Origin of the sequence: Pseudomonas fluvialis (genome assembly GCF_002835605.1) — a bacterium.
In the GTDB taxonomy this organism is placed as follows: Bacteria; Pseudomonadota; Gammaproteobacteria; order Pseudomonadales; family Pseudomonadaceae; genus Aquipseudomonas; species Aquipseudomonas fluvialis.
Genome location: NZ_PIYS01000032.1, coordinates 107,168 through 133,996, shown reverse-complemented (window position 1 = coordinate 133,996; position 26,829 = coordinate 107,168). Strand labels below are relative to the sequence as shown.

Annotated in this window: 25 protein-coding genes; 14 read left to right on the top strand and 11 right to left on the bottom strand. The window is 62.9% G+C overall.

Translation table 11 applies throughout. The features are described 5' to 3' along the window. Positions 1 to 14: 14 nt before the first annotated feature. Positions 15 to 956, top strand: a complete 942-nt coding sequence (locus CW360_RS16065) for a DUF805 domain-containing protein (RefSeq protein WP_101194387.1) — start codon at positions 15 to 17, stop codon at positions 954 to 956. 41 nt (positions 957 to 997) lie between these two features. Here the strand turns inward: CW360_RS16065 and CW360_RS16060 are convergent, their stop codons facing one another. After that, positions 998 to 2,473 carry an AAA family ATPase gene (locus tag CW360_RS16060; RefSeq protein WP_093985361.1) on the bottom strand — a complete coding sequence of 492 codons (1,476 nt, stop codon included), beginning with the start codon at positions 2,471 to 2,473 and terminating at the stop codon, positions 998 to 1,000. A 132-nt stretch (positions 2,474 to 2,605) separates the two neighbouring features. On the opposite strand from CW360_RS16060, the gene coq7 reads away from it, so the two are divergent. Next, the gene (gene coq7, locus CW360_RS16055; RefSeq protein ID WP_093985362.1) at positions 2,606 to 3,253 is read left to right on the top strand and encodes a 2-polyprenyl-3-methyl-6-methoxy-1,4-benzoquinone monooxygenase; all 648 of its coding nucleotides are present in this window, start codon (positions 2,606 to 2,608) and stop codon (positions 3,251 to 3,253) included. Between the two features lie 73 nt (positions 3,254 to 3,326). On the opposite strand, the gene CW360_RS16050 is transcribed toward coq7, so the two are convergent. Next, positions 3,327 to 3,749: an OsmC family protein gene (locus CW360_RS16050; protein WP_093985363.1), complete on the bottom strand. Its 423-nt coding sequence runs from the start codon at positions 3,747 to 3,749 to the stop codon at positions 3,327 to 3,329. A 310-nt stretch (positions 3,750 to 4,059) separates the two neighbouring features. Here CW360_RS16050 and crp point away from each other — a divergent pair, with 310 nt between their 5' ends. Beyond that, positions 4,060 to 4,704, top strand: coding sequence for a cAMP-activated global transcriptional regulator CRP (gene crp / locus CW360_RS16045; protein ID WP_093985364.1), 645 nt, complete (start codon positions 4,060 to 4,062; stop codon positions 4,702 to 4,704). Positions 4,705 to 4,766: 62 nt separating this feature from the next. On the opposite strand, the gene trpC is transcribed toward crp, so the two are convergent. From trpC to rpe, 6 genes are all read right to left on the bottom strand, one after another. After that, on the bottom strand, positions 4,767 to 5,603 hold the full coding sequence (gene trpC / locus CW360_RS16040; protein WP_101194386.1) for an indole-3-glycerol phosphate synthase TrpC: 837 nt from the start codon (positions 5,601 to 5,603) through the stop codon (positions 4,767 to 4,769). Continuing rightward, positions 5,600 to 6,646 carry an anthranilate phosphoribosyltransferase gene (gene trpD / locus CW360_RS16035; RefSeq protein ID WP_101194385.1) on the bottom strand — a complete coding sequence of 349 codons (1,047 nt, stop codon included), beginning with the start codon at positions 6,644 to 6,646 and terminating at the stop codon, positions 5,600 to 5,602. Before trpD ends, trpC begins: the two co-directional genes overlap by 4 nt. Continuing rightward, complete coding sequence (locus tag CW360_RS16030; RefSeq protein WP_093985369.1) at positions 6,643 to 7,239, bottom strand: aminodeoxychorismate/anthranilate synthase component II; 597 nt, start codon at positions 7,237 to 7,239, stop codon at positions 6,643 to 6,645. The genes trpD and CW360_RS16030 overlap by 4 nt, the downstream gene beginning before the upstream one ends. A gap of 11 nt (positions 7,240 to 7,250) precedes the next feature. Beyond that, positions 7,251 to 8,729, bottom strand: coding sequence for an anthranilate synthase component I (trpE, locus tag CW360_RS16025; RefSeq protein WP_101194384.1), 1,479 nt, complete (start codon positions 8,727 to 8,729; stop codon positions 7,251 to 7,253). Positions 8,730 to 8,907: 178 nt separating this feature from the next. Further along, positions 8,908 to 9,609, bottom strand: coding sequence for a phosphoglycolate phosphatase (locus CW360_RS16020; RefSeq protein WP_101194383.1), 702 nt, complete (start codon positions 9,607 to 9,609; stop codon positions 8,908 to 8,910). After that, positions 9,606 to 10,280 (bottom strand): ribulose-phosphate 3-epimerase, encoded by a 675-nt coding sequence (gene rpe, locus CW360_RS16015; RefSeq protein ID WP_101194382.1) that lies wholly within the window; start codon positions 10,278 to 10,280, stop codon positions 9,606 to 9,608. Before rpe ends, CW360_RS16020 begins: the two co-directional genes overlap by 4 nt. A gap of 168 nt (positions 10,281 to 10,448) precedes the next feature. Between rpe and CW360_RS16010 the strand changes: the two genes are divergently transcribed. After that, positions 10,449 to 11,543 (top strand): DUF3530 family protein, encoded by a 1,095-nt coding sequence (locus CW360_RS16010; RefSeq protein ID WP_101194381.1) that lies wholly within the window; start codon positions 10,449 to 10,451, stop codon positions 11,541 to 11,543. 5 nt (positions 11,544 to 11,548) lie between these two features. Here CW360_RS16010 and CW360_RS16005 read toward each other — a convergent pair whose 3' ends face one another. Genes CW360_RS16005 through CW360_RS15995 form a run of 3 tightly spaced genes read right to left on the bottom strand, consistent with a single transcriptional unit; the run spans position 11,549 to position 14,012 of the window. After that, positions 11,549 to 12,307 (bottom strand): TerB family tellurite resistance protein, encoded by a 759-nt coding sequence (locus tag CW360_RS16005; protein ID WP_101194380.1) that lies wholly within the window; start codon positions 12,305 to 12,307, stop codon positions 11,549 to 11,551. Then, entirely contained in the window at positions 12,304 to 12,975 is a 672-nt protein-coding gene (murU, locus tag CW360_RS16000) for an N-acetylmuramate alpha-1-phosphate uridylyltransferase MurU (RefSeq protein ID WP_101194379.1), read from the bottom strand. Before murU ends, CW360_RS16005 begins: the two co-directional genes overlap by 4 nt. Further along, positions 12,972 to 14,012: an aminoglycoside phosphotransferase family protein gene (locus CW360_RS15995; protein WP_101194378.1), complete on the bottom strand. Its 1,041-nt coding sequence runs from the start codon at positions 14,010 to 14,012 to the stop codon at positions 12,972 to 12,974. The genes murU and CW360_RS15995 overlap by 4 nt, the downstream gene beginning before the upstream one ends. Before the next feature lie 128 nt (positions 14,013 to 14,140). On the opposite strand from CW360_RS15995, the gene CW360_RS15990 reads away from it, so the two are divergent. The 10 genes from CW360_RS15990 (at position 14,141) to CW360_RS15945 (ending at position 26,788) form a co-directional block, all read left to right on the top strand. After that, on the top strand, positions 14,141 to 16,888 hold the full coding sequence (locus CW360_RS15990; protein WP_101194377.1) for an LPS-assembly protein LptD: 2,748 nt from the start codon (positions 14,141 to 14,143) through the stop codon (positions 16,886 to 16,888). Further along, positions 16,869 to 18,161, top strand: a complete 1,293-nt coding sequence (locus tag CW360_RS15985; protein ID WP_170307409.1) for a peptidylprolyl isomerase — start codon at positions 16,869 to 16,871, stop codon at positions 18,159 to 18,161. Before CW360_RS15990 ends, CW360_RS15985 begins: the two co-directional genes overlap by 20 nt. A gap of 105 nt (positions 18,162 to 18,266) precedes the next feature. Next, the gene (pdxA, locus tag CW360_RS15980) at positions 18,267 to 19,256 is read left to right on the top strand and encodes a 4-hydroxythreonine-4-phosphate dehydrogenase PdxA (protein WP_101194375.1); all 990 of its coding nucleotides are present in this window, start codon (positions 18,267 to 18,269) and stop codon (positions 19,254 to 19,256) included. Between the two features lie 159 nt (positions 19,257 to 19,415). Next, positions 19,416 to 20,216 carry a 16S rRNA (adenine(1518)-N(6)/adenine(1519)-N(6))-dimethyltransferase RsmA gene (gene rsmA / locus CW360_RS15975; protein WP_101194374.1) on the top strand — a complete coding sequence of 267 codons (801 nt, stop codon included), beginning with the start codon at positions 19,416 to 19,418 and terminating at the stop codon, positions 20,214 to 20,216. A gap of 13 nt (positions 20,217 to 20,229) precedes the next feature. Next, the gene (gene apaG / locus CW360_RS15970) at positions 20,230 to 20,610 is read left to right on the top strand and encodes a Co2+/Mg2+ efflux protein ApaG (protein WP_101194373.1); all 381 of its coding nucleotides are present in this window, start codon (positions 20,230 to 20,232) and stop codon (positions 20,608 to 20,610) included. After that, positions 20,607 to 21,461 (top strand): symmetrical bis(5'-nucleosyl)-tetraphosphatase, encoded by an 855-nt coding sequence (locus CW360_RS15965; RefSeq protein WP_101194372.1) that lies wholly within the window; start codon positions 20,607 to 20,609, stop codon positions 21,459 to 21,461. The genes apaG and CW360_RS15965 overlap by 4 nt, the downstream gene beginning before the upstream one ends. Next, positions 21,458 to 21,787, top strand: a complete 330-nt coding sequence (gene glpE / locus CW360_RS15960) for a thiosulfate sulfurtransferase GlpE (protein WP_101194371.1) — start codon at positions 21,458 to 21,460, stop codon at positions 21,785 to 21,787. Before CW360_RS15965 ends, glpE begins: the two co-directional genes overlap by 4 nt. A 178-nt stretch (positions 21,788 to 21,965) precedes the next feature. Further along, positions 21,966 to 23,888, top strand: coding sequence for a PrkA family serine protein kinase (locus CW360_RS15955; protein WP_093984798.1), 1,923 nt, complete (start codon positions 21,966 to 21,968; stop codon positions 23,886 to 23,888). 93 nt (positions 23,889 to 23,981) lie between these two features. Then, on the top strand, positions 23,982 to 25,253 hold the full coding sequence (locus CW360_RS15950) for a YeaH/YhbH family protein (RefSeq protein ID WP_101194370.1): 1,272 nt from the start codon (positions 23,982 to 23,984) through the stop codon (positions 25,251 to 25,253). Next, complete coding sequence (locus CW360_RS15945; RefSeq protein ID WP_101194369.1) at positions 25,250 to 26,788, top strand: SpoVR family protein; 1,539 nt, start codon at positions 25,250 to 25,252, stop codon at positions 26,786 to 26,788. Before CW360_RS15950 ends, CW360_RS15945 begins: the two co-directional genes overlap by 4 nt. Positions 26,789 to 26,829: the final 41 nt, after the last annotated feature.

Genomic DNA, 26,829 nt, shown 5'->3' with positions numbered 1-26,829 from the left:
ACAAGGACGCGAGCATGAATGACCCCCGCTTCAAGATAGTCTTTGCCGGCGAGCTCATGCCCGGCCATGCCCTCGAACAGGTTCGCGAAAATATCGCCAACCTGTTTAAAACCGATCCCAGCAAGATTGCTCACCTGTTCAGCGGCCGCCCTGTGGAAATCAAGCGCGACCTCGACAGTAGCGAAGCAGACAAGTACCTGGGTGCCTTGCAACGCGCAGGCGCCAAGGTCAGTAAACAGGAAGACCTGGGCGCCAGCCTGAGCCTGGTCGCTACCGAAGACCATCCCGACCCCAACGCCCCTCAGGAGCCTGGCACCGAGGAGCGCATGACCTGTCCGAAATGCGGCCATGAGCAGACGAAAGCCATCGATTGCAGCGCCTGCGGCATCGTTATTGAGAAATTCCTGGCTCGCCAGGCACAGTTGACACAAAGCGCCAGCCCGACAGCCACGCCCTCTCCTTATGCTACGCCACAAGCTGCGGTGGGCGAGACGCTGCCGGAGTTCTGCGAACTACGCCCGTTCACCATTAGTGGCCGGATCGGGCGCCTGCGTTACCTGGCCTGGTCGATGGTTCTGGCCTTCGCCATGCTGCCGGTGTTTGCCGTGGTAGCGGGTGCCTTCGCGCTTTCGGAAGTCCTCGGTTTCCTGCTCGGCGCCGTTGCAGTAATTGCCCTGCTGGTGGTGAGTGTGCAGATCGGTGTACAGCGTCTGCACGACATCGGCTGGTCAGGCTGGCTGTTTCTCCTCAACCTGGTGCCGTTTGTCGGCAGTGTGTTCCCGCTGCTGATGATGCTGATTCCAGGCACGGCGGGCGCCAACCGCTATGCCCCGCCGCCGCCGCCCAACAGCACGGCAGTCAAAGTGCTGGCCGGTATCTGGCTGGCCGTCATCGTCATCGCCATCATTGCGCTGATCATCGCCGGCGGCATCGGCGTACTGGCCGGCCTCGAATAAGCTACCTGGCGGTGTCGCGGAGCGCGACACCGCCAGCCCGGCTATTCGGCATTCACACAGCGCTCCTGGGCCCAATGGCGCAGACGCTGGATATCTTCTGCCATCAACACCGACAACGGCACGCTGCTGTGTAGCTCGCCCAGCAACAGGGCCTGGTCGACCGCCACCTGGCGAGCCTGTGCCGCATACAGCGCACTGACCACCGCCTGCTCGATTTCCGCCCCCGAAAATCCGTCACTGGCCTGCGACAGGGCCGCCAAGTCGAACGCCTCGACGTCCAGTTCTCGACGCCGCAAGTGAATGGCAAAGATCTCTCCACGCACAGCAGGCGTAGGCAGGTCGACAAAGAACAGCTCGTCAAAACGCCCCTTGCGCACCAATTCAGGCGGCAGTTTGTGGATGGCGTTGGCGGTTGCCACCACGAATACCGGTACCTTGCGTTCAGCCATCCAGGTCAACAGGGTACCCAGCACCCGCTGGCTGACCCCGCTATCGTGGTCACCGGTCGCCAGGCCTTTTTCAATCTCGTCCATCCACAGCACGCAGGGCGCCATTTGCTCGGCCAGCTTCAGTGCTTCACGTAGATTACGCTCGGTTTCACCGAAGAACTTGTTATACAGGCAGGCAAAATCCAGACGCAGCAGGGGCAGCCCCCACAAACCGGCTACGGCCTTGGCCGCCAGGCTCTTGCCACCGCCCTGCACCCCCACCAGCAACATGCCACGTGGCGAGTCGGCCATGCCGCCCTGCAAGAAAGCTTGCTGGCGCTCACCCAGCCAGCGCTTCAGGTTGCCCAGCCCGCCGACTTCGGCGAAGCGTGCAGTCTCCGACTCGAAACTCAGCACACCCTCCATATCCAGCAACTGGAACTTGGTGCGGTTGAGCTCAGGCAGATCATCCTGGGTAATCGCACCATCATCGACAATCAGGTTGCGCGCCAACGCTCGGGCTTCCGCATGACTGAGGCCACGCAGATTCTTGACCACCTGCTGCAGTGTGCGATTATCAGTCCGCACACGCGCATTGCGATTCTGCTCACTCCAGCGCTGCGCTTCTTCACGCACGAGGGCCAACAGCTCATCCTCGCTCGGCAACGCCAGGTTGAAACGCGCCGCCAGCCGTTGGACTTCGGCTGGCAACTTGAAGGCATGCGAGACCAGCACCAGCGTCGGCTTGTGGAGCTCCTCAGCCAAGGCAACATCCTTGAGCAGGCGCACCAGTAACGGATTGTCCGCCAAGTGCGCGTGCAGATCACAAAACACGTACAGGTGATGCTGGCGATCCGCCTTGACCAAACGCAGCGCGGCCACGGGGTCCTCACTATCGGGCAGCGCTTCACCGCCAAAGCCCAAGTGTTGCAAACCCTCGCTAACCGACCAGCAATACATCCCTAGGCCACGACGCACGGCCAGACCACTGAGGGTTTGCAGCACGCGCCGCTCGTCCCAGGACTCGATGAGGATCAGCTTGACCCGTGAATCCAGTACCAAACCCAAATCATGAATATCGTTTTTCACCCGCACTCCTTGTCAAGTTCAGTCCCAGGCCAGCTCGCGCGATCGTCACCCGGCGGCATGCCCAGTGCAAGCTGCAGACCGGCAAAAGGTTGATCGGGTAGACTAGTCGGGTCATCCAGCGGAGCAATAGTCATGGTCAGCGAGCGCCATTATTCTGCGGTCGATCGTCTGCTGCTGCAGACCGACGCCGCCCTGCGAACCCTGCTGCCGTTCAGCGGCCAACCGTACCGCCCCTCGCCGGCCAATCTACAGGAAGAATGCAGCCTGCCGGCCGAAAGCGCGCGGCATGTCAGCGGCCTGATGCGTATCAACCATACCGGCGAGGTGTGTGCCCAGGCGCTTTATCAAGGCCAGGCACTGACCGCCCGACTACCGGAAGTCCGCCAGGCCATGGAGCATGCTGCCGAAGAGGAAATCGATCATCTGGCCTGGTGCGAACAACGCATTCGCGAATTGGGTGGCCGTCCCAGCCTGCTCAACCCGCTGTTCTACGGCCTGTCATTCGGGGTGGGAGCGGTGGCCGGACTGATCAGCGACAAGGTCAGCCTGGGCTTCGTCGCGGCCACCGAAGACCAGGTCGTCAAGCACCTGGATGAACACCTGGCCCAGCTGCCCGAACAGGATCACAAGTCCCGTGCCATTCTTGAACAGATGCGCGAAGACGAACTACAGCACGCCACCACAGCCCTGGAAGCCGGCGGCCTGCGTTTCCCTGCACCGGTCAAATTCGGCATGACCCTGCTGTCCAAGGTCATGACCAAGAGCACATACCGCCTATAAGACCTGCCGTAAACGTACGAAGGGCGCCCACCCGGCGCCCTTCTGCCTGCTGACCGATAGCCTGACGCCACGCTTAGCCCAGCTCGATGATCTCGTAATCGTGGCTGATGGCAACGCCTGCACGACCGAGCATGATCGAAGCCGAACAGTATTTTTCCGCAGACAGCTCGACAGCACGCTTGACCTGCGCCTCCTTGAGCCCGCGCCCCTTGACCACGAAGTGCAGGTGGATCTTGGTGAACACCTTGGGGTCCTCATCGGCACGCTCTGCCTCAACAAAGGCTTCGCAGCTTTCCACAGGCTGACGCGACTTGCGCAGGATGCTCACCACATCGTAGTTACTGCAGCCGCCAAGGCCGAGCAGGATCATTTCCATGGGGCGCACGCCCAGGTTGCGCCCACCCGCTTCTGGCGGACCGTCCATGACCAGCGCATGGCCACTGCCGGATTCGCCGAGAAACAGAGCTTCGCCAGCCCATTGAATACGCGCCTTCATGCACCGCCCTCCACTAAAAAGTGCGGCAGTTTAGCACAGGGCGATACGCCTTCCAGGCCACTCCAGGCTGCAAGCCAGAGGCCGCGCGGCCCCCAGGCTGTTGACTGGGTCGCAAAATGGGTGGTGAGATAGCTTGCGTCTGTTAAGCTCAAAGAAGATAAGTGGCAAACTTGTCGGAATAAGCAGAAAAATAAAAAAGCCAAGTGGATGTCGGTAGAGACTGCGTTGTCAGGCTCGAGTGTTAAGCCATCCCTTTTATAAGTAGTCGCCCGTTGGATCAGGGCTTACCTTTTTTTTCCGGGACTTGGGCATGGTAGCTATCACCCTTACACCAAAGATCAAAAATCTCGACAAGATTCTGGCGCACTGCCAGCGTCGGCGTTACACGGCGAAAAGCACCATCATCTATGCCGGCGATCGCTGCGACTCGCTGTTTTTCATCATCAAAGGTTCGGTCACCATCCTGATCGAGGATGACGAAGGACGCGAGATGATCATCGGCTATCTCAATGCCGGCGACTTCTTCGGTGAAATGGGCCTGTTCGATAAAGAGGGTCAGGAGCAGGAGCGCAGCGCCTGGGTGCGCGCCAAGAGCGAATGCGAAGTGGCCGAGATCAGCTACAGCAAATTCCGCGATATCACCCTGCAAGATCCGGATATTCTGCTGACCCTCGGCAGCCAGATGGCCGAGCGCCTGCGCAAGACGACCCGCAAGGTTGGCGACCTGGCATTTCTCGATGTCACCGGACGTGTAGCGCGCACCCTGCTCGACTTGTGCAAGCAGCCCGATGCGATGACCCATCCTGACGGCATGCAGATCAAGATCACTCGCCAGGAAATTGGTCGCATCGTCGGTTGTTCACGGGAAATGGTCGGCCGGGTACTCAAGTCCCTCGAAGAGCAGGGGCTGGTCCACGTCAAGGGCAAGACCATGGTGGTATTCGGTACTCGCTGAGCACCGCCAACCCTAACGGACAAGCCCGCCAAATGGCGGGCTTGTCCGTTAGGGCGCATGCATTACTCAGGGTCGGCCGAGAGTGCCGGACGGGACTTTTCCGGAAAGAACAAGCGCTGCAACTCGCTACCCGGATCATCGGCGCGCATGAACGCCTCACCGACGAGGAAGGCATACACCTCGCTCACTTCCATCAGCTCGACGTCAGCACGGTTGAGGATGCCACTCTCAGTCACCACCAGACGATCGCGCGGAATGCGTGGCAACAAGTCCAGAGTGGTTTCCAGGCTGACCTCAAAACTGTGCAGGTTGCGGTTATTGATGCCTAGCAACGGCGTATCCAGGGTTTTCAGGGCACGCTCCAGCTCATCGCCATCATGCACTTCAACCAGCACATCGAGATCGAACTGGCGGGCCGTCGCGGCCAACTCGGCCATCTGCGCGTCACTCAGCGCGGAAACAATCAACAGCACACAGTCTGCAGCCAGGGCGCGCGCCTCGACGATCTGGTAGGGATCGATCATGAAATCCTTGCGGATTACCGGCAACTGGCACGCCGCGCGCGCCTCGCGCAAATAGGCATCGCTGCCCTGAAAGAAATCGACGTCGGTCAGTACCGACAGGCAGGTCGCCCCACCCGCCGCATAGCTGCGGGCAATTTCGGCCGGGACAAAATGCTCGCGCAGAACGCCCTTGCTCGGCGAAGCCTTCTTCACCTCAGCGATCACCGCCGGCTGCTTGCGCGCCGCCTGTTCCAGCAAGGCATGGGCAAAGCCACGCGGCGCATCGGCATGTCGGGCCAGCCCTTCCAGCTCTGCCAGACTGACACGCGCACTCCGCTCGGCGACTTCCTCGACCTTGCGGGCGATGATCTTCTCCAACACCGTTGGCACACTCATGGCTGATTCTCCAGTTTGCAGACGGTGGTAAAGGACACCAGCTCGGCCAGCTTTTCCCGCGCCAGGCCACTGCTCAACGCATCCTGCGCCAGCGCAACACCTTCAGCCAGGCTGTTCGCCTGGTCGGCCGCATAGAGTGCCGCTCCGGCGTTGAGCACGATCATGTCGGCGGCCTTACGCGCATTCTCGCTCGACTGCTTGCCCAGCGCGTCCTGGATCAGCGCCAGCGATTGCCGGGCGTCCGCGACATCCAGACCAATCAGGCTCTGGCTCTTGATGCCAAAGTCTTCCGGCTGGATGCGGTACTCACGAATCTGCCCGCCCTGCAACTCGGCGACAAAGGTCGGCGCCGCCAGGCTGATCTCGTCGAGACCATCCTGCGCATGCACCACCAGTACATGCTCACTGCCCAGGCGCTGCAGTACCTGCGCCAGCGGCAGGCACAGCGCCTGGCTGAACACACCCAGCACCTGATGACGCACACCCGCCGGATTGGTCATCGGCCCCAGCATGTTGAAGATCGTCCGCAGGCCCATCTCGCGCCGCGGACCGATGGCGTGCTTCATCGCACCGTGGTGGGCCGGCGCAAACATGAAGCCTACCCCGACCGCCTCGATACAGCGCGCAACCTGCGCCGGCGTCAGTTCCAGGTGCACCCCGGCCGCCTCCAGCAGGTCGGCACTGCCGCTCTTGCCGGAGACCGCACGATTACCATGCTTGGCCACCTTGCCGCCTGCCGCAGCGACCACGAAGGCCGCCGCGGTGGAGACATTGAAGATATTCATGCCATCGCCACCGGTCCCGCAGGTATCGACCAGGCGCTCGGCATTGACCGCCACGGGAGCAGCCAGCTCGCGCATGACCGTGGCAGCACCGACGATCTCATCGATGCTTTCGCTCTTCATGCGCAAGCCCATAAGAAACGCGCCGATCTGCGCATCGGTGCACTGCCCGGTCATGATCTCGCGCATGACCGACTGCATTTCCTCGGTAGTCAGGTCCAGATGATTGACGACCCGATTGAGGGCTTCCCTGATATTCATCGACGCACCCCACCCTGTTGTTTGAGGAAGTTGGCGAACAGCTCATGGCCCTGCTCGGTGAGGATGGACTCTGGATGGAACTGCACGCCCTCGATGTTCAGGGTCTTGTGGCGCAGCCCCATGATCTCGTCGACCGAGCCGTCGGCATGCTGGGTCCAGGCGGTCATTTCCAGGCAGTCCGGCAAGGTTTCGCGCTTGACTACCAGGGAATGATAGCGGGTCACGGTCAGCGGATTGTTCAGGCCGGCGAACACCCCCTGATCGGCGTGAAACACCGGACTGGTCTTGCCGTGCATCACCTGGCGCGCGCGCACCACGTCGCCGCCGAAGGCCTGGCCGATGCTCTGATGGCCCAGGCACACGCCGAGGATCGGCAGCTTGCCGGCAAAGTGCAAAATGGCCTCGATGGACACACCGGCCTCGCTCGGCGTGCACGGGCCGGGCGAGACCACGATGCGCTCGGGCTGCAGCGCCTCGATCTCGGCGACCGTCAGTTCGTCATTGCGGATCACCTGCACGTCGGCACCCAGCTCGCCCAGGTACTGCACCACGTTGTAGGTAAAGGAGTCGTAGTTGTCGATCATCAGCAGCATGGTGGAGCCCCTTACTCTACGGACTGTTCGGCGAGGCTGACCGCGCGGAACATGGCGCGGCGCTTGTTCAGGGTCTCTTCCCATTCCAGGGCCGGCTGCGAGTCGGCAACGATGCCGGCGCCGGCCTGCACGTGCAGCTCACCGTCCTTGATCACCGCGGTACGAATGGCAATGGCCGTATCCATGTTGCCGTTCCACGCCCAGTAGCCTACGGCACCGCCGTACACGCCACGCTTGACCGGCTCCAGTTCATCGATGATTTCCATGGCGCGCACCTTGGGCGCACCGGACAGGGTGCCGGCCGGCAGGATGGCGCGCAGGGCATCCATCGCCGAGAGGCCGGCCTTGAGCTGCCCGGTCACGTTGGAAACGATGTGCATGACGTTGGAATAGCGTTCGATGACCATTTTCTCGGTCAGCCGCACACTGCCGGTCGCGGAAACCCGTCCGACATCATTACGCCCCAGGTCGATCAGCATCAGGTGCTCGGCGATCTCCTTGGCGTCGGACAGCAGATCCTGCTCAAGCTCGATATCGGCCTCTTCGCTCGCGCCACGTGGGCGGGTGCCGGCGATCGGACGCACGGTGACCAGGCTGTCCTCGACGCGTACCAGCACCTCCGGCGACGAACCGACCACATGGAAGTCGCCGAAATTGAAGAAGTACATGTAGGGCGTCGGGTTGATGCAGCGCAGCGCGCGATACAGATCGATGGGCGCGGCACGGAACGGGATCGACATGCGCTGGGAGATCACCACCTGCATGCAGTCGCCAGCCAGGATGTACTCCTTGATGGCCGCCACTGCCGCCTCGTAGTCGTCGCGCTTGAAGCTGGAGATGAAGTCCGGCTCCTGGCCCGCAGGCTTGCTCAGGTCCACACCCAGACGCGGAGTGATCGGTTGACGCAGCTTGTTCAGCAACTCGCGCAACTGCGCCTGGCCACGTTCGAAAGCATCGACCTGTGTCGGGTCGACCAGCACGATGGCGTACAGCTTGCCCGACAGGTTGTCGAAGACCACCACGGCATCGGACACCATCAGCAGGATATCCGGAGTAGCCAAAGGATCCGGCTTGCTGACGGCGGCCAGCTTGCGCTCCACATAGCGCAGGCTGTCGTAGCCAAAATAACCGACCAGGCCACCATTGAAACGCGGCAAGCCCTCGATGCTCGGCACCTGGTAACGCGCCTTGAACTGCTCGACAAAGGCCAGCGGATCGTCACTGTCGAGCTGTTCGACGATCTGGCCGTCGACACTCACCGTTACCTGGTGGCCATGCACGCGCAATACGGTACGCGCCGGCAGGCCGATGATCGAATAGCGCCCCCATTTCTCGCCGCCCTGCACCGATTCGAGCAGGTAGGAGTTGGGCGCATCGGCGAGCTTCAGGTAAATCGACAGCGGCGTGTCGAAATCGCCCAGGGTTTCCAGGGCCATGGGAATGCGGTTGTAGCCGGCAGCGGCCAAACGCAGGAATTCTTCGCGGGTCATGATCAGCCTCGTGGCGTGAGGGTATTTCAGTCGTTAGCAAGCAGGCCGGGCCAGCCGGCGGGCATGTATCAGGCGCGCCAGCGCCAGCGGGCCAGAGCCTTGAGGACATGCATCCACTGTTTGCGGGTAACCACCACGATCCGATCTCTGCAGGCGGGCTTGAAAGTTGCCAATCACACTAACCCAGCACCGTCGACGAAGCAACCAACTGGCGCAGGTCATCCAGCAGCAGGGCGGGCTGTTCCTCGGCAATCGGCCGGCCGTGGTTGTAGCCATAGCTCACCGCCACGCAGGGCACACCGGCAGCCCGGGCGGCCAGCACATCATTACGCGAGTCGCCGACAAACAGTGCCTGGCTCGCCGCTACGCCGGCCTTTTCCAGCACCCAGTTAAGCGCGGCCGGATCAGGTTTCTGCACCGGCAGGCTGTCGCCACCCAGTATCCAGCGGAAGTAACCGGCCAGGCCTTTTTCTTCCAGCAAGGGTGCCACAAAGCGCTCCGGCTTGTTGGTGACCAGCGCCAGCGCAATGCCTTGCGCGGCAAGCCAGTCGAGGCATTCGCGCACGCCCGGATAGACCGTGCTTAACGCATGACAATCGGCATAGGCAGCGAGGAACAGCTGGTGGGCCGGCGCCGCCTGTTCTTCGCTGATCAGCGCATGCTCCAAACCATCGGCCAGGGCGCGACGCACCAGCACCCTGGAGCCATTGCCCACCCAGTCGCGCACCTTGCCTACCCCTGCCGGCGCACGTCCCAGCTGCAGCAACATCCGGTCGATGGCCGCTGCCAAATCCGGCACCGAATCCAGCAGGGTGCCGTCCAGGTCGAACATCACCAGGCGCGGCAGCTCGCCGGCGAACAGCTGGCGCAATGCGTTCACCCGCGCACCTGAGCCAGCTCGCTACGCATGGCGTCGATCACGGTTTTATAGTCCGGCTGGTTGAAGATGGCCGAACCGGCGACGAAGGTATCCGCGCCCGCCTCGGCAATCGCGCGGATATTCTGCACATTGACGCCGCCGTCGATCTCCAGGCGAATCTCACGGCCACTGGCATCGATCAGCGCGCGGGCTTCACGCAGCTTGTCGAGGGTGCCGGGGATGAACTTCTGCCCGCCGAAACCGGGGTTGACGCTCATCAGCAGGATCATATCGACCTTGTCCATCACGTACTTGAGCACATCCAGCGGGGTAGCTGGGTTGAACACCAGACCGGCCTTGCAGCCGCCGTCACGGATCAGTTGCAGCGAACGGTCGATGTGCTCCGAGGCTTCCGGGTGGAAGGTGATGTAGGATGCGCCCGCCTCGATGAAGTCGCCGATGATGCGATCCACCGGTTTGACCATCAGGTGCGCATCGATCGGCGCGCTGATGCCGTACTTGCGCAACGCCGCGCAGACCATCGGACCGATGGTCAGGTTGGGCACATAGTGGTTGTCCATCACATCGAAGTGCACGATGTCGGCGCCAGCGGCAAGCACCTTGTCGACCTCTTCGCCCAGACGGGCGAAATCGGCAGAGAGAATGGACGGGGCAATGGCGAACGGCTGCATGCGGCACCTCGGCAAATCACGGTAAGCGCGCATTGTACCCGCCCGACGACCTGCCTGGCAGCGCGTATAACGCGAGCACCCTGTTTGTCGCGGGTCGCACCTGACAAACGCCCGGTCTGCGATTAGGCTGCCAAGTATCCACCGCGATCGGCTAGTAGCGAGATGCCCATGAACCTGAAACGCCTGATCCCCCTGGCCCTGATCCTCGCCCTGCACCCCGCGCAGGCCGAGGAGCCCAGCAACACCGCTGAAAGCACCGGCGACAGCCAGGCAAGCGACACCCCCAGCAGCGTAGCGGCACGCCCGCCACTCCCGGAAGCCAGCGAACTGGTTCAGCAGACCCTGCAGGTTCGCCTGCCCGAGACAGAGCAGCAGTCTCTGCAGGCGGGAGATGAAACCTTCCTGGCCCTCTGGCAACCCGCTAATCAGGCCGAGGCAGCCGGCCTGGTCATCCTGCTGCCTGGCGATGGTGAAAGTGCCGACTGGCCACAAGCCATTGGCCCGCTGCGCCGCAAGCTGCCGGAAGCCGGCTGGCATACCCTGAGCCTGAGCCTGCCGGATCCCCAGCCAGCGCCACTCCCGGCCGCCGTACTGCCTCTTGCGCCGCCCCCCGCAACGACAAGCAGCGAGCAAACGCCGCCCGCCGAGCAGGCCAGCGAGACCGAGACCGAGACCGAGACCGAGACCGAGACCGAGACCGAGACCGAGACCGAGACCGAGACCGAGACCGAGACCGAGACCGAGACCGAGACCGAGACCGAGACCGAGACCGAGACCGAGACCGAGACCGAGACCGAGACCAGCCAGGCTGTCACGCCCCCCGCAACGCCGCAACAGCTACCGGCGGACCGCCGGCTGGCGCGTCTGGATGCTGCCCTGGCCTTTGCCCGCGCGCAACAGGCACCGCGCATCGTACTGCTGGGCCAGCGCAGCGGCGCCTACTGGGCCAGCCGCTACCTGGTGGAGCGCCAGGACGCCAAGGACATCACTCAACTGGTACTGATCTCGGCTCAGGACGTCCCCGCAGAAACACTTACCCTGCAGGCGTTGCTCAGCCAACTGGACCTGCCCAGCGGTGATTTCTACTACAAGGATGACCTGGCCGCCCGCCAGGCCGCCATCGCCCGCCAGCGTGATGCACGCCGCGAGGGTAAGGCGCGCTACACACAGATCGCCCTCAAGGCCCTGCCGGGCAACCCTGAGGTCGAGCAGGAGCAACTGTTCCGCCGCCTCAAAGGCTGGCTCACCTTGCAGGTACAGTAGACGACTCAGCGCTGGCGCTGACGCAACAGTGCATAGGCGGCGTGCAGTTCGCGGGTCTTTTCTGTCGCCGCACGAATCTGCGCCGGCGTTGCCCCACTGCCCGTCAGCTTGTCGGGGTGGCAGCGACTCAACTGGCGGCGATAGGCGCGCTTGATCTCGCTGGCATCCGCCTGACTATCCACACCGAGCAACTGCAGGGCCTGCTCATAGGCCGAACGGACGGCCGCCGCCGGCGCGCCGCGCCGGCTACTGGCCAGCAGGCCATCCAACTCGCTGCGCGGAACGCCCAGCCAGTCACGCCAGGTCTCCAGCAGACGCTGCTCTGCGCCACCCAGTCGCCGGTCGGCCTGCGCCATACGCACACAGGCCTGCAACAACTGGCGCGCCTGATCGGGCTGATGCCGCAGGCGTCGCAGCGGGCGGCGTAAATCATCCTGCCCCGCCTTGCCCCGCGCAAAGGCATCGATGGCCGCCCGCTGGGCATCCGCCTGCAGCTCCAGGCGGCGCATTTCCTCACGGGCCTGCTGGATATGCTGTTCCTGCACGCGACCGTCGGCCTTAGCCAAGCGGCCAAGCGCCACAAACAGCAACTCTTCGCCACTCAGCGCCGGTGTTCCACCCAGGCGTCGATACAGCTCACCCCAGGAGCGCAAGGCCAGGCGCCGATCAAGCACCTGCCCCAGCAGTGCGCCCAGCAACGCCCCCGGAATGCTGGCCAGCACCAGACCGGCCAGCGCTGCCAGCCAAGTGGCCGGCCAGATCATCCAGCGCTCCCGACGAGCAGAGCCTCGACCTCTGCCAGGCGCTCCGGGCTACCCACGTCAATCCAGCGCCCGGCATAGTACTCGGCACTCACCAAGCCCTCGCGCATGGCCTCGCGCAACAACGGGGCCAGCTTGAAAGCCCCCGCCTGGCAGCCGTCGAACAGCCGCGGATGCAGCACGCCAATGCCACTGTAGGTAAGTCGCTGCCCAGGGCCCTCGCTGCGCGCCAGCCCTTCATTCAGGATGAAGTCCCCGGCCGGATGGTGCGCGGGATTGTCCACCAGCACCAGATGCGCCAAGCCCGCCAAAGGACGCCGCAAACGGGCAAAGGGAAAGTCGCTGAATACATCGCCGTTGACCAGCAGGAACGGTTCATCACCCAGCAGTGGCAGCGCACGCAAGATGCCGCCGCCGGTTTCCAGCGGCTGCTCCTCGGCGGAGTAGCGGATCTGCAGTCCCCAGGCGCTGCCATCGCCCAGCCGCGCCACGATCTGCTCGCCGAGCCAGGCATGGTTGATCACCAGCTCGTCAAAGCCGGCTGCTGCCAACGCCTGCAGGTGATATTCGATCAGCGGCTGCCCGGCCACCGGCAACAGCGGCTTGGGCGTATGCAGGGTCAGCGGACGCAGACGCTCGCCCTTGCCTGCGGCGAGGATCATCGCTTTCATCGGGCGCCTCCCCGGGCGCCGCGCACTGCCTGCAACGGCAGACTGTCGAGCAGCTCGGCCAGGCATGCCAATTCGGCACGCCGCGCCAGCACCGTATCGATATAGGCAAAGAAACGCGGTACATCGGTCAGATAGCGCGGCTTACCGTCACGATGACAAATGCGCGCAAAAATACCGATGACCTTGAGGTGACGCTGCACGCCCATCAGATCACTGGCCCACAGGAATTCATCCAGCTCGCCCGGCACCGGCACCCCAGCCGCTCGCGCCGCACGCCAGTAATCCGCCAGCCAGGCCTGCACGCGCGCGTCCGGCCAGCTGATAAAGGCATCCTTGAACAGGCAGGTAATGTCATAGCTGACCGGGCCGTAGACCGCATCCTGAAAGTCCAACACGCCAGGATTGGGCGTACTGAACATCAAGTTGCGCGGCATGAAGTCACGGTGCACCAGCACCCGCGGCTGGGCCAGCGCACTGTCCAGCAGCAGCCGGCTGGTCTGCTCCCAGAGCCGTTGCTGATGCCTATCCAGGCTGATGCCCAGTTCGCGCTGCACATACCAGTCAGGGAACAACTGCAGTTCGCGGCTGAGCAGTGCCTCGTCATAGACGGGCAGCTCGGCCGTGACCGGCAGGCGCTGCCAGGTCAGCAAGGACTGGACCGCCTCGGCAAACAGGCGATCGGCATTATGCTCATCGAGGACATCCAGGTAAGTCTGGCGCCCCAGGTCATCCAGCAACAGAAAGCCCTGTTGCAGATCGGCTGCCAGTATCTGCGGGACATGTGCGCCACCGGCAGCGAGCATTCCGGCCACCTTGACGAAGGGACGGCAGTCCTCCTGGGGCGGCGGGGCATCCATGACAATCAGCGTGCGTTGCGCCGACTGCCAGCGAAAATACCGGCGAAAGCTGGCGTCGCTGCTGGCCGGCAGCAAACTGGCCGGCGGCACATCGCCCCAGCCCTGCGCGGCAAACAGCCCAGGCAGGACGTCATCCAGCCAGGCATGCACAAGCGATAAACGAGGATCACGATCAGGCATTACAAGGGTTCTCCGACGGCGCTAGCCGTTGTGCGGGTCATGCTTTATTATCCGGCATCTTTCTTAGCCCATCGAGAGGCGTGCGGCCCTGCGGGCCGATAGCGCGCAGGAAGCCCGGTAAAAACAAGATGGCAGCAAAACTCCCCGCGTTTCACAAGAAGTTTCCTCTGCTGGTCACTGGTGGCCTGCTTGCCCTGCAACCCATGGCGGCTTCGTCCGTGCTGGCCGCCGAGCAGTTCAACTGCCAGGCTTCGGCCACTGGCGGCTGGGCCTGTGCGCCCAAAGTTAGCGCCCAGCCACTGCCGCCACGCCCACAGCACACGGCCTCGAGCGTCAGCACGGCTGCCCCGGCGCAGGCTGGCCAGCCCGCCGCACCCGGCGAGCGCGTTGCTGTCGAGCAGATTGCGCCCCGCAGCGCTGACTTCAGCCATCTCGACTGGGTGCCGCGCGACAAGCTGAGTCCGGCCCAACTGGCCGAAGCCGGCCCCTATTGCGCCGGTGCCTATATCGAACCGCTGCGTCCCGGCATGAACGACGACACGGCCCAGCAAGATGCGCCGATCTTCCTCTCCGCCAAGGCCTCGCGCTACGAGCAGGAGCAGGACAAGGCGGTACTGGCCGGCGACGTGGTCCTGCGCCAGGGCAGCATGCAGATCGAGGCCGAAGAAACCAGCCTGCAACGTAGCGAAAACCTCGGCGTGCTCACCGGCAACGTCAAGCTGCGCGACAAGGGCGCCCTGGTGGTCGGCGACCGCGCCGAGCTGCAACTGGACAGTGGTGAAGCACAGATCGACAACGCCGAATACGTGCTGCATCAGGGACACGTGCGCGGTACCGCGAAGAACGTCAAGCGCCAGGAAGATGCCATCATCCGCCTCAAGGATGGCACCTACACCCGTTGCGAACCGGGCGACAATGCCTGGCATGTGCGCGGCAACAACATCAAGCTGAACCCGGCCACCGGCTTCGGCACGGCGACCAACGTGACGCTGCGGGTCAAGGACATTCCGGTGTTCTATACCCCATACATCTACTTCCCGATCGACGACCGCCGCCAGTCGGGCTTCCTCGCGCCCAGCTTCAGCAGCTCCAGCGATACCGGCTTCAGCCTGCAAACGCCCTACTACTTCAACCTGGCGCCCAACTACGACGCCACGCTCTATCCCCACTACATGGCCAAGCGCGGTCTGTTGATGGAGGGTGAGTTCCGCTACCTGACCCGCAGCAGCGAAGGTCAGCTCGGCGGTGCCTGGCTGAACGACAAGGAAGACGAACGCAAACTGCAATCCGAGTACGCAGACCAGCGCTGGATGTACAGCTGGCAGCACAAGACCGGGCTCGACCAACGCCTGCTCGCCGAGGTCGACTACACCGACATCAGCGACCCCTACTACTTCCAGGATCTGGACACCGGTCTGGGGATCGACAAGCCGGCCTTCCTCGATCAGCGCGGCACCCTGACCTGGCGCGGTGATAGCTACACCGCACGACTCAATGCCCACGCCTACGAGATGGCGACCATTGCCGACGTCACCCCGTACAATCGCCTGCCGCAGCTGACCCTCAACGGCAAGATGCCCTTTGCCACCGGTGCCTTCGACCTGGGCTACGCCGCCGAGTTCGTGCGTTTCGACCGCAACCTGCGCGACGGGCTGTTTACCGATGAAGATGGCAACACCAGCCCCTGGCTGGACTCGCGCATTACCGGCCTGAACCGCGCCAATGGCGACCGGGTGCATTTCGAACCGGGCATCAGCCTGCCGCTGAACTGGAGCTGGGGCTACCTCAAGCCGACCCTCAAGCTACTGGTCACCCAGTACGACCTCAGCCTGGATCAACAGGGCAAGGCGCAAATGCTTGCGGCCAACGAGAAGTTCAACAGCAGCCCAAGCCGTGAACTGGCCCTCTACAGCATCGACAGCGGTCTGTACTTCGACCGCGACACCAGCCTGTTTGGCAGCAGCTTCCGCCAGACCCTGGAGCCGCGTGCCATGTACCTCTATGTACCGCATGAGAAGCAGGATGACATCCCGATCTTCGACAGCGGTGAGTCGAGCTTCAGCTATGGTTCGCTGTGGCGGGAAAACCGCTTCTCCGGCAAGGACCGCATCGGCGACGAAAACCGCCTGTCGCTGGGTGCCACCAGCCGCTGGATCGAAGCCAACGGCTTCGAGCGCCAGCGCTTCAGCCTCGGCCAGGCGTTCCATTTCGCCGACCGCAAGGTGCAGCTGCGTGGCATCGACTATCGCCTGCGTAGCGATGCGCGCACCTCGACCTCGCCCTATGCGATGGAGTACCTGTATCGCTTCAACCGCGACTGGCGCGTCAACCTCGACCTGACCCAGGAACGCTCGTTGGGCCAGACCCGCGCCGGCAGCCTGATGTTCCACTACCAGCCGCAGGACAACCTGAACAAGGTGGTCAACTTCGGTTACCGCTACCGCAATGATGCCGTGGTCTACAACTCCACCACCGGCACCTGGCAGCAAGGTGGCGACTACACCGACCCGGTGACCGGCGAAGTGATCAAGGACTACTACAAGATCCAGCAGCACGATGCCTCGGTGATCTGGCCGATGGTCCCGCAATGGAACGCCATTGCCCGCTGGCAGTATGACTACAACCGTAGCCGCACCCTGGAAGCCTTCGGTGGCTTCGAGTACGACAGCTGCTGTTGGAAGCTGCGCCTGATCAACCGCTACTGGGTGGACTACAACGAGTACAGCCTATCCACCGCACGCAACGAAGACGCCGACCGCGGCATCTTCCTGCAGATCGTGCTGAAAGGCCTCGGCGGCGTTGTCGGCAACAAGGTAGAGTCTTTCCTCGACCAAGGCATTCAAGGTTATCGTGAACGTGAAGATCAAGCTTTCTAAGGCACTGCGCCCGATGCTGCTGGGCGGCCTGTTACTGGCCAGCGCCAGCCATGCCGAGGTTCGCTCGCTGGACCGTATTGTTGCCATCGTCGACAACGACGTGATCATGTACAGCCAGCTGCAGAATCGCCTGCGCGAAGTACAACAGACCATCGCCAGTCGCGGTGCTGCCCTGCCACCGGGCGATGTACTGGAGCAGCAGGTTCTGGAGCGGCTCATCGTGGAAAACCTGCAACTGCAGATCGGTGAGCGCTCAGGCATCCGCATTGCTGATGAGGAATTGGCCCAGGCGATGATCAGCATCGCCCAGCGCAACAATCTGACCCTGGAGCAGTTCCGTGCTGCCCTGCAGCGTGACGGCCTGAGTTTCGAGGACGCCCGTGAACAGGTGCGTCGCGAGATGATCATCAGCCGCGTACGCCAGCGTCGTGTCGCCGAGCGCATTCAGGTGACCGACCAGGAGATCAACAACTTCCTCGCCTCAGACCTGGGACAGATGCAGCTCTCGGAAGAGTTCCGCCTGGCCAACATCCTCATCCCGTTGCCCGATGGTGCGACACCGCAAGCCGTGCAGGCCGCTGCACAGCAAGCGACCGAGCTCTATCGTCAATTGCAACAGGGTGCCGACTTTGCCCAACTGGCCATGACCCGCTCGGCGGGTGACACCGCCCTGGAAGGCGGCGAGATCGGCTGGCGCAAGGCTGGACAGCTGCCGCCTCCCTTCGATCGCCTGGTCAGCCAACTGAGCATTGGCCAGGTTACCGAACCTGTGCGTACACCGTCCGGCTTCAACCTGGTCAAGCTGCTCGACAAGCGCGGCGGCAGCAGCCTGGTACGCGATGAAGTTCAGGTGCGCCACATCCTCCTCAAGCCCAGCGAGATCCGTAGCGCCGAGGAAACCCAGCGCCTGGCCGAACGGCTCTACCAGCGCCTGCAGAATGGCGAAGACTTCGCCACCCTGGCCAAGAGTTTCTCGGAAGACCCCGGCTCGGCACTCAACGGCGGCAGCCTTGGCTGGGTCGACCCCAACAGCCTGGTCGCGGAGTTCCGCGAAGTGATGAGCCAGACCGCCAGCAATGAGCTGTCGCGCCCCTTTCAGAGCCCGTTCGGCTGGCATGTGTTGCAGGTTGAAGGTCGTCGCGCCACTGACAGCAGCGAAGCCTACCGTCGCCAACAGGCGGAAAACGCCCTGCGTAATCGCAAGTTCGACCTCGAACTGCAGGCCTGGCTACGCCAGATTCGCGACGAAGCTTATGTCGAAACCAAAATCTAACGTGAGCGACAAGCTGTAAGCTTCACGCTGCAAGAAAAGCCGGGCACTGTCCGGCTTTTTGCGCTTTGCCTACCGCTTGTGATTTGCCGCTTGAGGCTTGAAGCTATGCCCCGCCCTTTCGCCCTGACCCCCGGCGAGCCTGCCGGTATCGGTCCCGACCTGTGTCTGCTGCTTAGCCGTCAGGCACAACCCCATGTCCTGGTGGCCGTCGCCAGCCGCGCCCTGCTGGCCAGTCGCGCTGCACAGCTGGGCCTGACCATCGAACTGCATGAGGTCGACCCGCAGGCACTGCCGCAACAGCCGGCTGCTGCCGGCCAGCTGTATGTCTGGGACACCCCGCTGGCCGAGCCCGCCGTGGCCGGACAACTGAATCCAGCCAATGCGTCTTATGTACTGAATACTCTGCAGCGCGCTGGCCAGGGCTGCCTGGACGGTCTGTTTGCCGGGATGATCACCGCCCCGGTACACAAGGGCGTGATCAACGAAGCCGGCATTCCCTTCTCCGGGCATACCGAGTTCCTCGCTGAACTGACGCATACCGAGCAGGTGGTGATGATGCTGGCCACCCGCGGCTTGCGCGTCGCCCTGGTCACTACTCACCTGCCGCTGCACGAGGTAGCCGATGCCATCACCGGCGAGCGCCTGCAGCGGGTCACACGCATCCTGCATGCCGACCTGCACAGCAAGTTCGGCATCGCCCAACCGCGCATCCTGGTCTGCGGCCTCAACCCACATGCTGGCGAAGGTGGCCACCTGGGCCGCGAGGAAATCGACATTATCGAGCCGGCGCTTGAGCAACTGCGCGGCGAAGGCATGCAGCTGATCGGTCCGTTGCCAGCCGATACCCTGTTCACCCCCAAGCATCTGGAACAGGCCGATGCGGTACTGGCCATGTACCACGACCAAGGCCTGCCGGTACTCAAGTACAAGGGTTTCGGCGCGGCGGTGAATGTCACCCTGGGTCTGCCGATCATCCGCACCTCGGTTGACCATGGCACGGCACTGGACCTGGCGGGCAGCGGGCGTATCGACTGCGGCAGCCTGCAGGTCGCCCTGGAAACCGCTTATCAGATGGCCGCAGCCTCAGGCCGCTAGCGGCAAGCAACGCTCAACTAGCCGAGCCATAAGGCCAAATCTTCACCAGCAATGCGCGTGCCTACAGCCACCAGCTCTTTCGCTGTTAAACTACGCGCTTTGCCTCACCGCTCTCGGCGCTTGCTTGACGCTTGCAGCTTGAGGCTTGGAGCTGTTCTTATGCACCAACACCGCGCGCGCAAACGCTTTGGTCAGAACTTCCTGCATGATGCCGGCGTCATCCACCGCATCCTGCGCGCCATTCATGCCCGTGAAGACGACCGCCTGCTGGAGATCGGCCCGGGCCAGGGCGCCCTGACCGAAGGCCTGTTGGCCAGTGGTGCGCAACTCGACGTGATCGAGCTCGACCTTGACCTGATCCCCATCCTGCAAGCTCGCTTTGGCGACAATCCGCGCTTTCGCCTCAACCAGGGCGATGCGCTGAAGTTCGACTTCGCCCGTCTGCAGGCCGCACCTGGCAGCCTGCGGGTAGTCGGCAACCTGCCCTACAACATCTCCACACCGCTGATCTTCCATCTGCTGGACAATGCCGCGCTGATCCGCGACATGCACTTCATGCTGCAGAAGGAAGTGGTTGAGCGACTGGCCGCCGAGCCAGGCAGCGGTGACTGGGGACGCCTGTCGATCATGGTGCAGTACCACTGCCGGGTCGAACACCTGTTCAATGTCGGTCCGGGCGCCTTCAACCCGGCGCCCAAGGTCGACTCGGCGATTGTTCGTCTGGTCCCGCATGCACAGCTGCCGCACCCGGCACGTGATCATCGCCTGCTCGAACGCGTGGTTCGCGAGGCCTTCAACCAGCGGCGCAAGACCTTGCGCAACACCCTCAAGGGCCTGCTCGACAGCGAGGCGATTGCCGCTGCCGGGGTTGATGGCAGCCTGCGTCCCGAGCAACTCGACCTGGCGGCTTTCGTACGCCTGGCCGACCAACTGGCCCTGCAGCCGCAATCGCCGGCCTGACAGCGAGACAGCCATGAGTCAATCGCCTTACCAGATCGTGGTCAGCGTTCGCAGCGAATACCTCGCCGAACAATCGCAGCCTGAGCAGCAGCGTTACGCCTTCGCCTACCATATCCGCATCCACAATCAGGGTGAGCTGCCCGCCCAGTTGCTCAGCCGCCATTGGCTGATCACCGATGGCAACGGCGACGTTCAGGAAGTGCGCGGCGCTGGCGTGGTAGGTCAGCAACCACTGCTGGCACCCGGCGAGCACTTCGACTACAGCAGTGGCACGCTGCTGACAACCGCCGTAGGCATCATGCAGGGCAGCTACCAGATGCGGGCCAGCGACGGCCACGCCTTCGATGCGCCCATTGCGCCGTTCCGCCTGGCCGTGCCCGGAGCCCTGCATTGAACACGCCGCCGCCGAGCGCACGCACGTTTGCCGTGGGCGACCTGCAGGGCTGCCTGAAGCCTCTGCAATGCTTGCTGCAGCGCGTGGCCTTCGACCCCGCAGTGGATCGTCTATGGCTGGTCGGCGACCTGGTCAACCGTGGCCCGCAATCCCTGGAAACCCTGCGCTTCCTGTTCGCCATGCGCCACGCGCTGGTCTGCGTGCTGGGCAATCATGACCTGCACCTGCTGGCCGTGGCACACAATATCGAACGCCTCAAGCGCGGCGACACCCTGCGCGAAATCCTCACAGCCCCCGACGCCGCGGAACTGCTCGACTGGCTGCGCCAGCAACCCCTGTTGCACTTTGACGAAGCGCGCAATACCGCACTGGTGCATGCCGGCATCCCTCCGCAATGGGGCATCCGCAAGGCGCTGCGCCGCGCCAGCGAAGTCGAGCAGGCGCTGCGCGACGATGCGCGGCTACCGCTGTTCCTCGACGGCATGTACGGCAACGAGCCCGCGCGCTGGCATGGCGAGCTAAAAGGCGTCGCCCGCCTACGGGTGATCACCAACTATTTCACGCGCATGCGCTTTTGCCGCGCCGATGGCACGCTGGAGCTGAAAAGCAAGGAAGGCCTGGAAACCGCCCCCAGCGGTTACGCGCCGTGGTTCAAGCACCCCGGACGCAAGGCGCGCGGCGTACGTATTCTCTTCGGCCACTGGGCGGCTCTCGAAGGCCAGTGCGACGAACCCAATGTCTACGCCCTGGACAGCGGCTGCGTATGGGGCGGACAGATGACCCTGATGGATGTCGACAGCGGCCAACGCTGGCACTGCGACTGCAAACCCGAGAGCGAGACCCCGGCATGAGCGATTTCCAACGCATCTCTCCCCAGCAAGCGCAAACCCTGCGTGAACGCCAGGCAGTCCTGGTGGATATCCGTGACCCGCAGAGTTTTGCTCAGGGGCATATCTGCGGCGCCCGGCACCTGGATAACCACTCGCTGGCCGACTTTATCGCCCAGGCCGACTTCGAGCAGCCGCTGGTGGTGGTCTGCTACCACGGCAATTCCAGTCAGGGCGCGGCGGCCTACCTGGCGCACCAGGGCTTTGCCGAGGTATACAGCCTGGATGGCGGCTTTGAACTGTGGCGGCAGTGCTACCCCGAGCACGTCGCACAGGGCAGTCCCGACTGACCCGCGCTTGACGCTTTTGCTTACACCGCACAAGCGGCAGCCTGGCAAAAGCCAACTATCCTTTCCCTCAAGGCTATCCATCACCGCGAGAGCCGACCGGGGGACTTGCACCAGCCACGCCCAGACGTGGCCTCCTCCGGCCTGAGCCTTGCGCCCCGGTTGCGAGCGAGGTGCCGCCATGAACATCTTCAGCCACTTCCAACAACGCTTCGAAGCCACGCGTCAGGAGGAGTACTCCCTGCAGGAGTACCTGGAACTGTGCCGCCAGGACCCCAGCGCCTATGCCAGTGCGGCCGAGCGCATGCTGCTGGCCATCGGCGAAGCGCAACTGGTGGAAACCGCCCAGGACCCGCGACTCTCGCGGATCTTTGCCAACAAGGTGATTCGCCGTTATCCGGCCTTCGCCGACTTCCACGGCATGGAAGAGTGCATCGACCAGATCGTTGCCTTCTTTCGACATGCCGCGCAGGGTCTTGAGGAGAAGAAACAAATCCTCTACCTGCTCGGCCCAGTGGGCGGCGGAAAATCCTCCCTGGCGGAAAAGCTCAAGCAACTCATCGAACGCGTGCCCTTCTACGCCATACAGGGCTCGCCGGTGTTCGAGTCACCACTGGGCCTGTTCAATGCACGCGAAGACGGCGAGATTCTCGAACAGGAATACGGCATTCCCCAGCGCTACCTGAACACCATCATGTCGCCCTGGGCCACCAAGCGCCTCAACGAATTCGGCGGCGACATCAGCCGCTTTCGCGTGGTCAAGCTGTACCCGTCGATACTCAACCAGATTGCCGTGGCCAAGACCGAGCCGGGCGACGAGAACAACCAGGACATCTCTGCACTGGTCGGCAAGGTGGATATCCGCAAGCTGGAGGAGTACCCGCAGAACGACGCCGATGCCTACAGCTACTCCGGCGCGCTGTGCCGGGCCAATCAGGGCCTGATGGAGTTCGTCGAGATGTTCAAGGCACCCATCAAGGTGTTGCACCCGCTGCTCACCGCCACCCAGGAGGGCAACTACAACAGCACCGAGGGACTTGGCGCCCTGCCGTTCTCCGGCATCCTGCTGGCTCACTCCAACGAGTCGGAATGGCACAGTTTCCGCAACAACAAGAACAACGAGGCGTTCATCGACCGCATCTACATCGTCAAGGTGCCCTACTGCCTGCGGGTCAGCGATGAAATCCGCATCTACGACAAACTGCTGGCCAACAGCTCGCTGGCCCATGCCCACTGCGCACCGGACACCCTCAAACTGCTCGCGCAGTTCTCCGTGCTGTCGCGTCTCAAGGAGCCGGAAAACTCCAACCTGTTCTCCAAGATGCGCGTGTATGACGGCGAGAACCTCAAGGACATCGATCCCAAGGCCAAGTCATTGCAGGAGTACCGCGACAGCGCCGGCGTCGACGAGGGCATGACCGGGCTGTCGACGCGCTTTGCCTTCAAGATCCTCTCCAAGGTGTTCAACTTCGACCCGCACGAGATCGCCGCCAACCCGGTACACCTGCTCTATGTGCTGGAACAGCAGATCGAGCAGGAACAGTTCCCCGCAGAGACCCGCGAGCGCTACCTGCGTTTCCTCAAGGAATACCTGGCACCGCGCTATGTGGAGTTCATCGGCAAGGAAATCCAGACCGCCTACCTGGAGTCCTACAGCGAGTACGGGCAGAACATTTTCGACCGCTACGTGCTGTACGCCGACTTCTGGATTCAGGATCAGGAATACCGCGACCCGGAGACCGGCGAGATCCTCAACCGCATGGCCCTCAACGAGGAGCTTGAGAAAATCGAGAAGCCTGCCGGCATCAGCAACCCGAAGGATTTCCGCAACGAAATCGTCAACTTCGTGCTGCGTGCACGGGCCAACCACAACGGCAAGAACCCCAGCTGGCTGTCCTACGAGAAGCTACGCGTGGTGATCGAGAAGAAGATGTTCTCCAACACCGAGGACCTGCTGCCGGTCATCAGCTTCAATGCCAAAGCCAGCAAGGAGGACCAGAAGAAGCACAACGACTTCGTTACCCGTATGGTCGAGCGCGGCTATACCGAGAAGCAGGTACGCCTGCTCTCCGAGTGGTATCTGCGGGTACGCAAATCGCAGTAACCCAAAAGCCGCTCAAGGCCCGAGGCCGGAAGCTGGACGAACACGCGACGCCTCGTCCAGCCGCCAGCCTCCGGCCGTAGTCCGGAGGGGCCTATGAGCCACGTGATCGATCGACGCCTGAATGGCAAGAACAAGAGCACGGTCAACCGCCAGCGCTTTTTGCGCCGCTACCGCGAGCACATCAAGAAAGCCGTCGAGGAAGCCGTCAGTCGTCGCTCCATTACCGACATGGAGCACGGCGAACAGATCAGCATTCCCAGCCGCGATATCGACCAACCCGTGCTGCACCACGGCCAGGGTGGTCGGCAGGATCGTGTGCACCCTGGTAACCGCGAGTTCACCCAGGGCGAGCGCATCGCCCGCCCCAAGGGCGGCGGTGCCGGACAGGGCAGCGGCAAGGCTGGCAACCAGGGCGAAGGCCTGGACGAATTCGTTTTCCAGATCACCCAGGACGAGTTTCTCGACTTCATGTTCGAGGGCCTGGCCCTGCCTAACCTGATCAAGCGCCACCTCAGCGGCTGCGACACCTTCAAGACGGTACGTGCCGGCATCAGCAGCGACGGCAATCCCTCGCGGATCAACATCGTCCGCTCGCTGCGCGCCGCGCATGCCCGGCGCATCGCCCTCACCGGCAGCAGCCGCGCCCGGCTCAAGGCAGCCCTGGCGGAGCTTGCCGCGCTACGTGAGGCAGGCAGCACGGATCAGCCCAGCCTGGCCCGTCTGGAGGAAGAGATTGCCGCCTTGCGCCGGCGCATCGACAAGGTGCCGTTTCTCGACACCTTCGATCTCAAGTACAACCTGCTGAGCAAGCAGCCCAACCCCAGTTCCAAGGCCGTGATGTTCTGCCTGATGGATGTTTCCGGCTCCATGACCCAGGCCACCAAGGACATCGCCAAGCGCTTCTTCATCCTCCTCTACCTGTTCCTCAAGCGCAGCTACGACAAGATCGAGGTGGTATTCATCCGCCATCACACCAGCGCCCGCGAAGTCGACGAGGACGAGTTTTTCTACTCACGGGAAACCGGCGGCACCATCGTCTCCAGCGCACTCAAGCTGATGCAGGAGATCATGCAGACCCGCTACCCGGCGCACGAATGGAACCTGTATGCCGCGCAGGCTTCCGACGGCGACAACTGGAACGACGACTCGCCGCTCTGCCGCGACCTGCTTCTCCGGCAAATCATGCCCAGCATGCAGTACTTCAGCTACGTGGAAATCACCCCGCGTGAACACCAGGCGCTGTGGGACGAGTACCAGCAGGTTGCAGCGGCCTTCCCCGACAGCTTCGCCCAGCAGCAAATCGTCTCGGCAGCCGACATCTACCCGGTATTCCGTGAACTGTTCCAGCGGAGGATCGACGCATGAACCCGCGCAGCCGCCAGCCCATTTCCACGGACTCGGAGTGGAGCTTCGAGCTGATCCGCCGTTACGACCAGGAAATCGCCCGCCTTGCCGAGCGCTATGCACTGGACATCTACCCCAACCAGATCGAGATCATCAGCGCCGAGCAAATGATGGACGCCTACGCCTCGGTCGGCATGCCCATCGGCTACCATCACTGGTCCTACGGCAAGCAGTTTCTCGCCACGGAAAAGGGCTACAAACGCGGCCAGATGGGCCTGGCCTACGAGATCGTGATCAACTCCGATCCCTGCATCGCCTACCTGATGGAAGAAAATACCCTGTGCATGCAGGCGCTGGTCATCGCCCATGCCTGCTACGGCCACAACAGCTTCTTCAAGGGCAACTACCTGTTCCGCAGCTGGACCGATGCCAGCTCGATCATCGACTACCTGGTCTTCGCCAAGCAGTACATCAGCCAGTGCGAGGAACGCCACGGCATCGATGCCGTCGAGGAATTGCTGGACTCCTGCCACGCCCTGATGAACTACGGCGTGGACCGCTACAAACGACCCTACCCGATCTCCGCCGAAGAAGAGCGGCGCCGGCAAAGCGAGCGTGAAGAGCACCTGCAACGGCAGATCAACGACCTGTGGCGCACCATTCCCAAGGCGAGCGGGCGGCACAACGAGGAGCAGGCGCAGCGCTGGCCGGCCGAGCCCCAGGAAAACATCCTGTACTTCCTGGAAAAGCACGCACCGCTGCTGGAGCCCTGGCAACGCGAGGTGATCCGTATCGTGCGCAAGCTGGCGCAGTACTTCTACCCGCAACGCCAGACGCAGGTGATGAATGAAGGCTGGGCCACCTTCTGGCACTACACGCTGATCAACGACCTGTATGACGAAGGCCTGGTCAGCGACGGCTTCATGCTGGAGTTCCTCCAGTACCACAGCGGCGTGGTCCTCCAGCCCGCTTTCGACAGCCCCTGGTACAGCGGCATCAACCCCTATGCCCTGGGCTTTGCCATGTACCGCGACATCCGCCGCATCTGCGAACAGCCCAACGAGGAAGATCGCCGCTGGTTCCCCGAGATCGCAGGCAGCGACTGGCTGAGCACCCTCAAATTCGCCATGCAGAACTTCAAGGACGAGAGTTTCATCCTGCAATACCTGTCACCCAAGGTCATGCGTGACCTGCGCCTGTTCAGCGTGCTCGACGATGACCAGCAGGACAGCCTGCAGGTCAGTGCCATCCATGATGACAGCGGCTACCGCCACCTGCGCGAAACCCTCGCCGCCCAGTACAACCTGGGCAACCGCGAACCCAACGTGCAGATCTGGAGTGTCGACCGCCGCGGCGATCGCTCGCTGACCCTGCGGCATAGCCGGCATGACCGTCGTCCGCTGGGCGAATCGAGCCAGGCGGTACTCAAGCACCTGCACCGTTTGTGGGGCTTCGACATTCACCTGGAAAGCCATCAGGGCGAGCAGCTGATAGAAACCCTGCACATGCCGCCACGCGCCGAGCCGCAGGAAAGCCAGAGCAGCATGGCGCTGTAAGCGCACGCTTGCAGGTCCGCCCTCGGCGCTGCAAGCTTGCC

What these genes read in the sequence shown, in the direction of transcription:
- CW360_RS15950 (WP_101194370.1), top strand. Translation starts at nt 23,982, where the DNA reads ATGAGCCACGTGATCGATCGACGCCTGAATGGCAAGAACAAGAGCACG.
- CW360_RS16005 (WP_101194380.1), bottom strand. Translation starts at nt 12,307, where the DNA reads ATGATCTGGCCGGCCACTTGGCTGGCAGCGCTGGCCGGTCTGGTGCTG.
- CW360_RS15990 (WP_101194377.1), top strand. Translation starts at nt 14,141, where the DNA reads ATGGCAGCAAAACTCCCCGCGTTTCACAAGAAGTTTCCTCTGCTGGTC.
- CW360_RS16030 (WP_093985369.1), bottom strand. Translation starts at nt 7,239, where the DNA reads ATGCTGCTGATGATCGACAACTACGACTCCTTTACCTACAACGTGGTG.
- rpe (WP_101194382.1), bottom strand. Translation starts at nt 10,280, where the DNA reads ATGCAGCCGTTCGCCATTGCCCCGTCCATTCTCTCTGCCGATTTCGCC.
- apaG (WP_101194373.1), top strand. Translation starts at nt 20,230, where the DNA reads ATGAGTCAATCGCCTTACCAGATCGTGGTCAGCGTTCGCAGCGAATAC.
- CW360_RS16050 (WP_093985363.1), bottom strand. Translation starts at nt 3,749, where the DNA reads ATGAAGGCGCGTATTCAATGGGCTGGCGAAGCTCTGTTTCTCGGCGAA.
- trpD (WP_101194385.1), bottom strand. Translation starts at nt 6,646, where the DNA reads ATGAATATCAGGGAAGCCCTCAATCGGGTCGTCAATCATCTGGACCTG.
- CW360_RS15955 (WP_093984798.1), top strand. Translation starts at nt 21,966, where the DNA reads ATGAACATCTTCAGCCACTTCCAACAACGCTTCGAAGCCACGCGTCAG.
- CW360_RS15995 (WP_101194378.1), bottom strand. Translation starts at nt 14,012, where the DNA reads ATGCCTGATCGTGATCCTCGTTTATCGCTTGTGCATGCCTGGCTGGAT.
- crp (WP_093985364.1), top strand. Translation starts at nt 4,060, where the DNA reads ATGGTAGCTATCACCCTTACACCAAAGATCAAAAATCTCGACAAGATT.
- pdxA (WP_101194375.1), top strand. Translation starts at nt 18,267, where the DNA reads ATGCCCCGCCCTTTCGCCCTGACCCCCGGCGAGCCTGCCGGTATCGGT.
- CW360_RS16065 (WP_101194387.1), top strand. Translation starts at nt 15, where the DNA reads ATGAATGACCCCCGCTTCAAGATAGTCTTTGCCGGCGAGCTCATGCCC.
- CW360_RS15945 (WP_101194369.1), top strand. Translation starts at nt 25,250, where the DNA reads ATGAACCCGCGCAGCCGCCAGCCCATTTCCACGGACTCGGAGTGGAGC.
- trpE (WP_101194384.1), bottom strand. Translation starts at nt 8,729, where the DNA reads ATGACCCGCGAAGAATTCCTGCGTTTGGCCGCTGCCGGCTACAACCGC.
- trpC (WP_101194386.1), bottom strand. Translation starts at nt 5,603, where the DNA reads ATGAGTGTGCCAACGGTGTTGGAGAAGATCATCGCCCGCAAGGTCGAG.
- coq7 (WP_093985362.1), top strand. Translation starts at nt 2,606, where the DNA reads ATGGTCAGCGAGCGCCATTATTCTGCGGTCGATCGTCTGCTGCTGCAG.
- rsmA (WP_101194374.1), top strand. Translation starts at nt 19,416, where the DNA reads ATGCACCAACACCGCGCGCGCAAACGCTTTGGTCAGAACTTCCTGCAT.
- CW360_RS16010 (WP_101194381.1), top strand. Translation starts at nt 10,449, where the DNA reads ATGAACCTGAAACGCCTGATCCCCCTGGCCCTGATCCTCGCCCTGCAC.
- murU (WP_101194379.1), bottom strand. Translation starts at nt 12,975, where the DNA reads ATGAAAGCGATGATCCTCGCCGCAGGCAAGGGCGAGCGTCTGCGTCCG.
- glpE (WP_101194371.1), top strand. Translation starts at nt 21,458, where the DNA reads ATGAGCGATTTCCAACGCATCTCTCCCCAGCAAGCGCAAACCCTGCGT.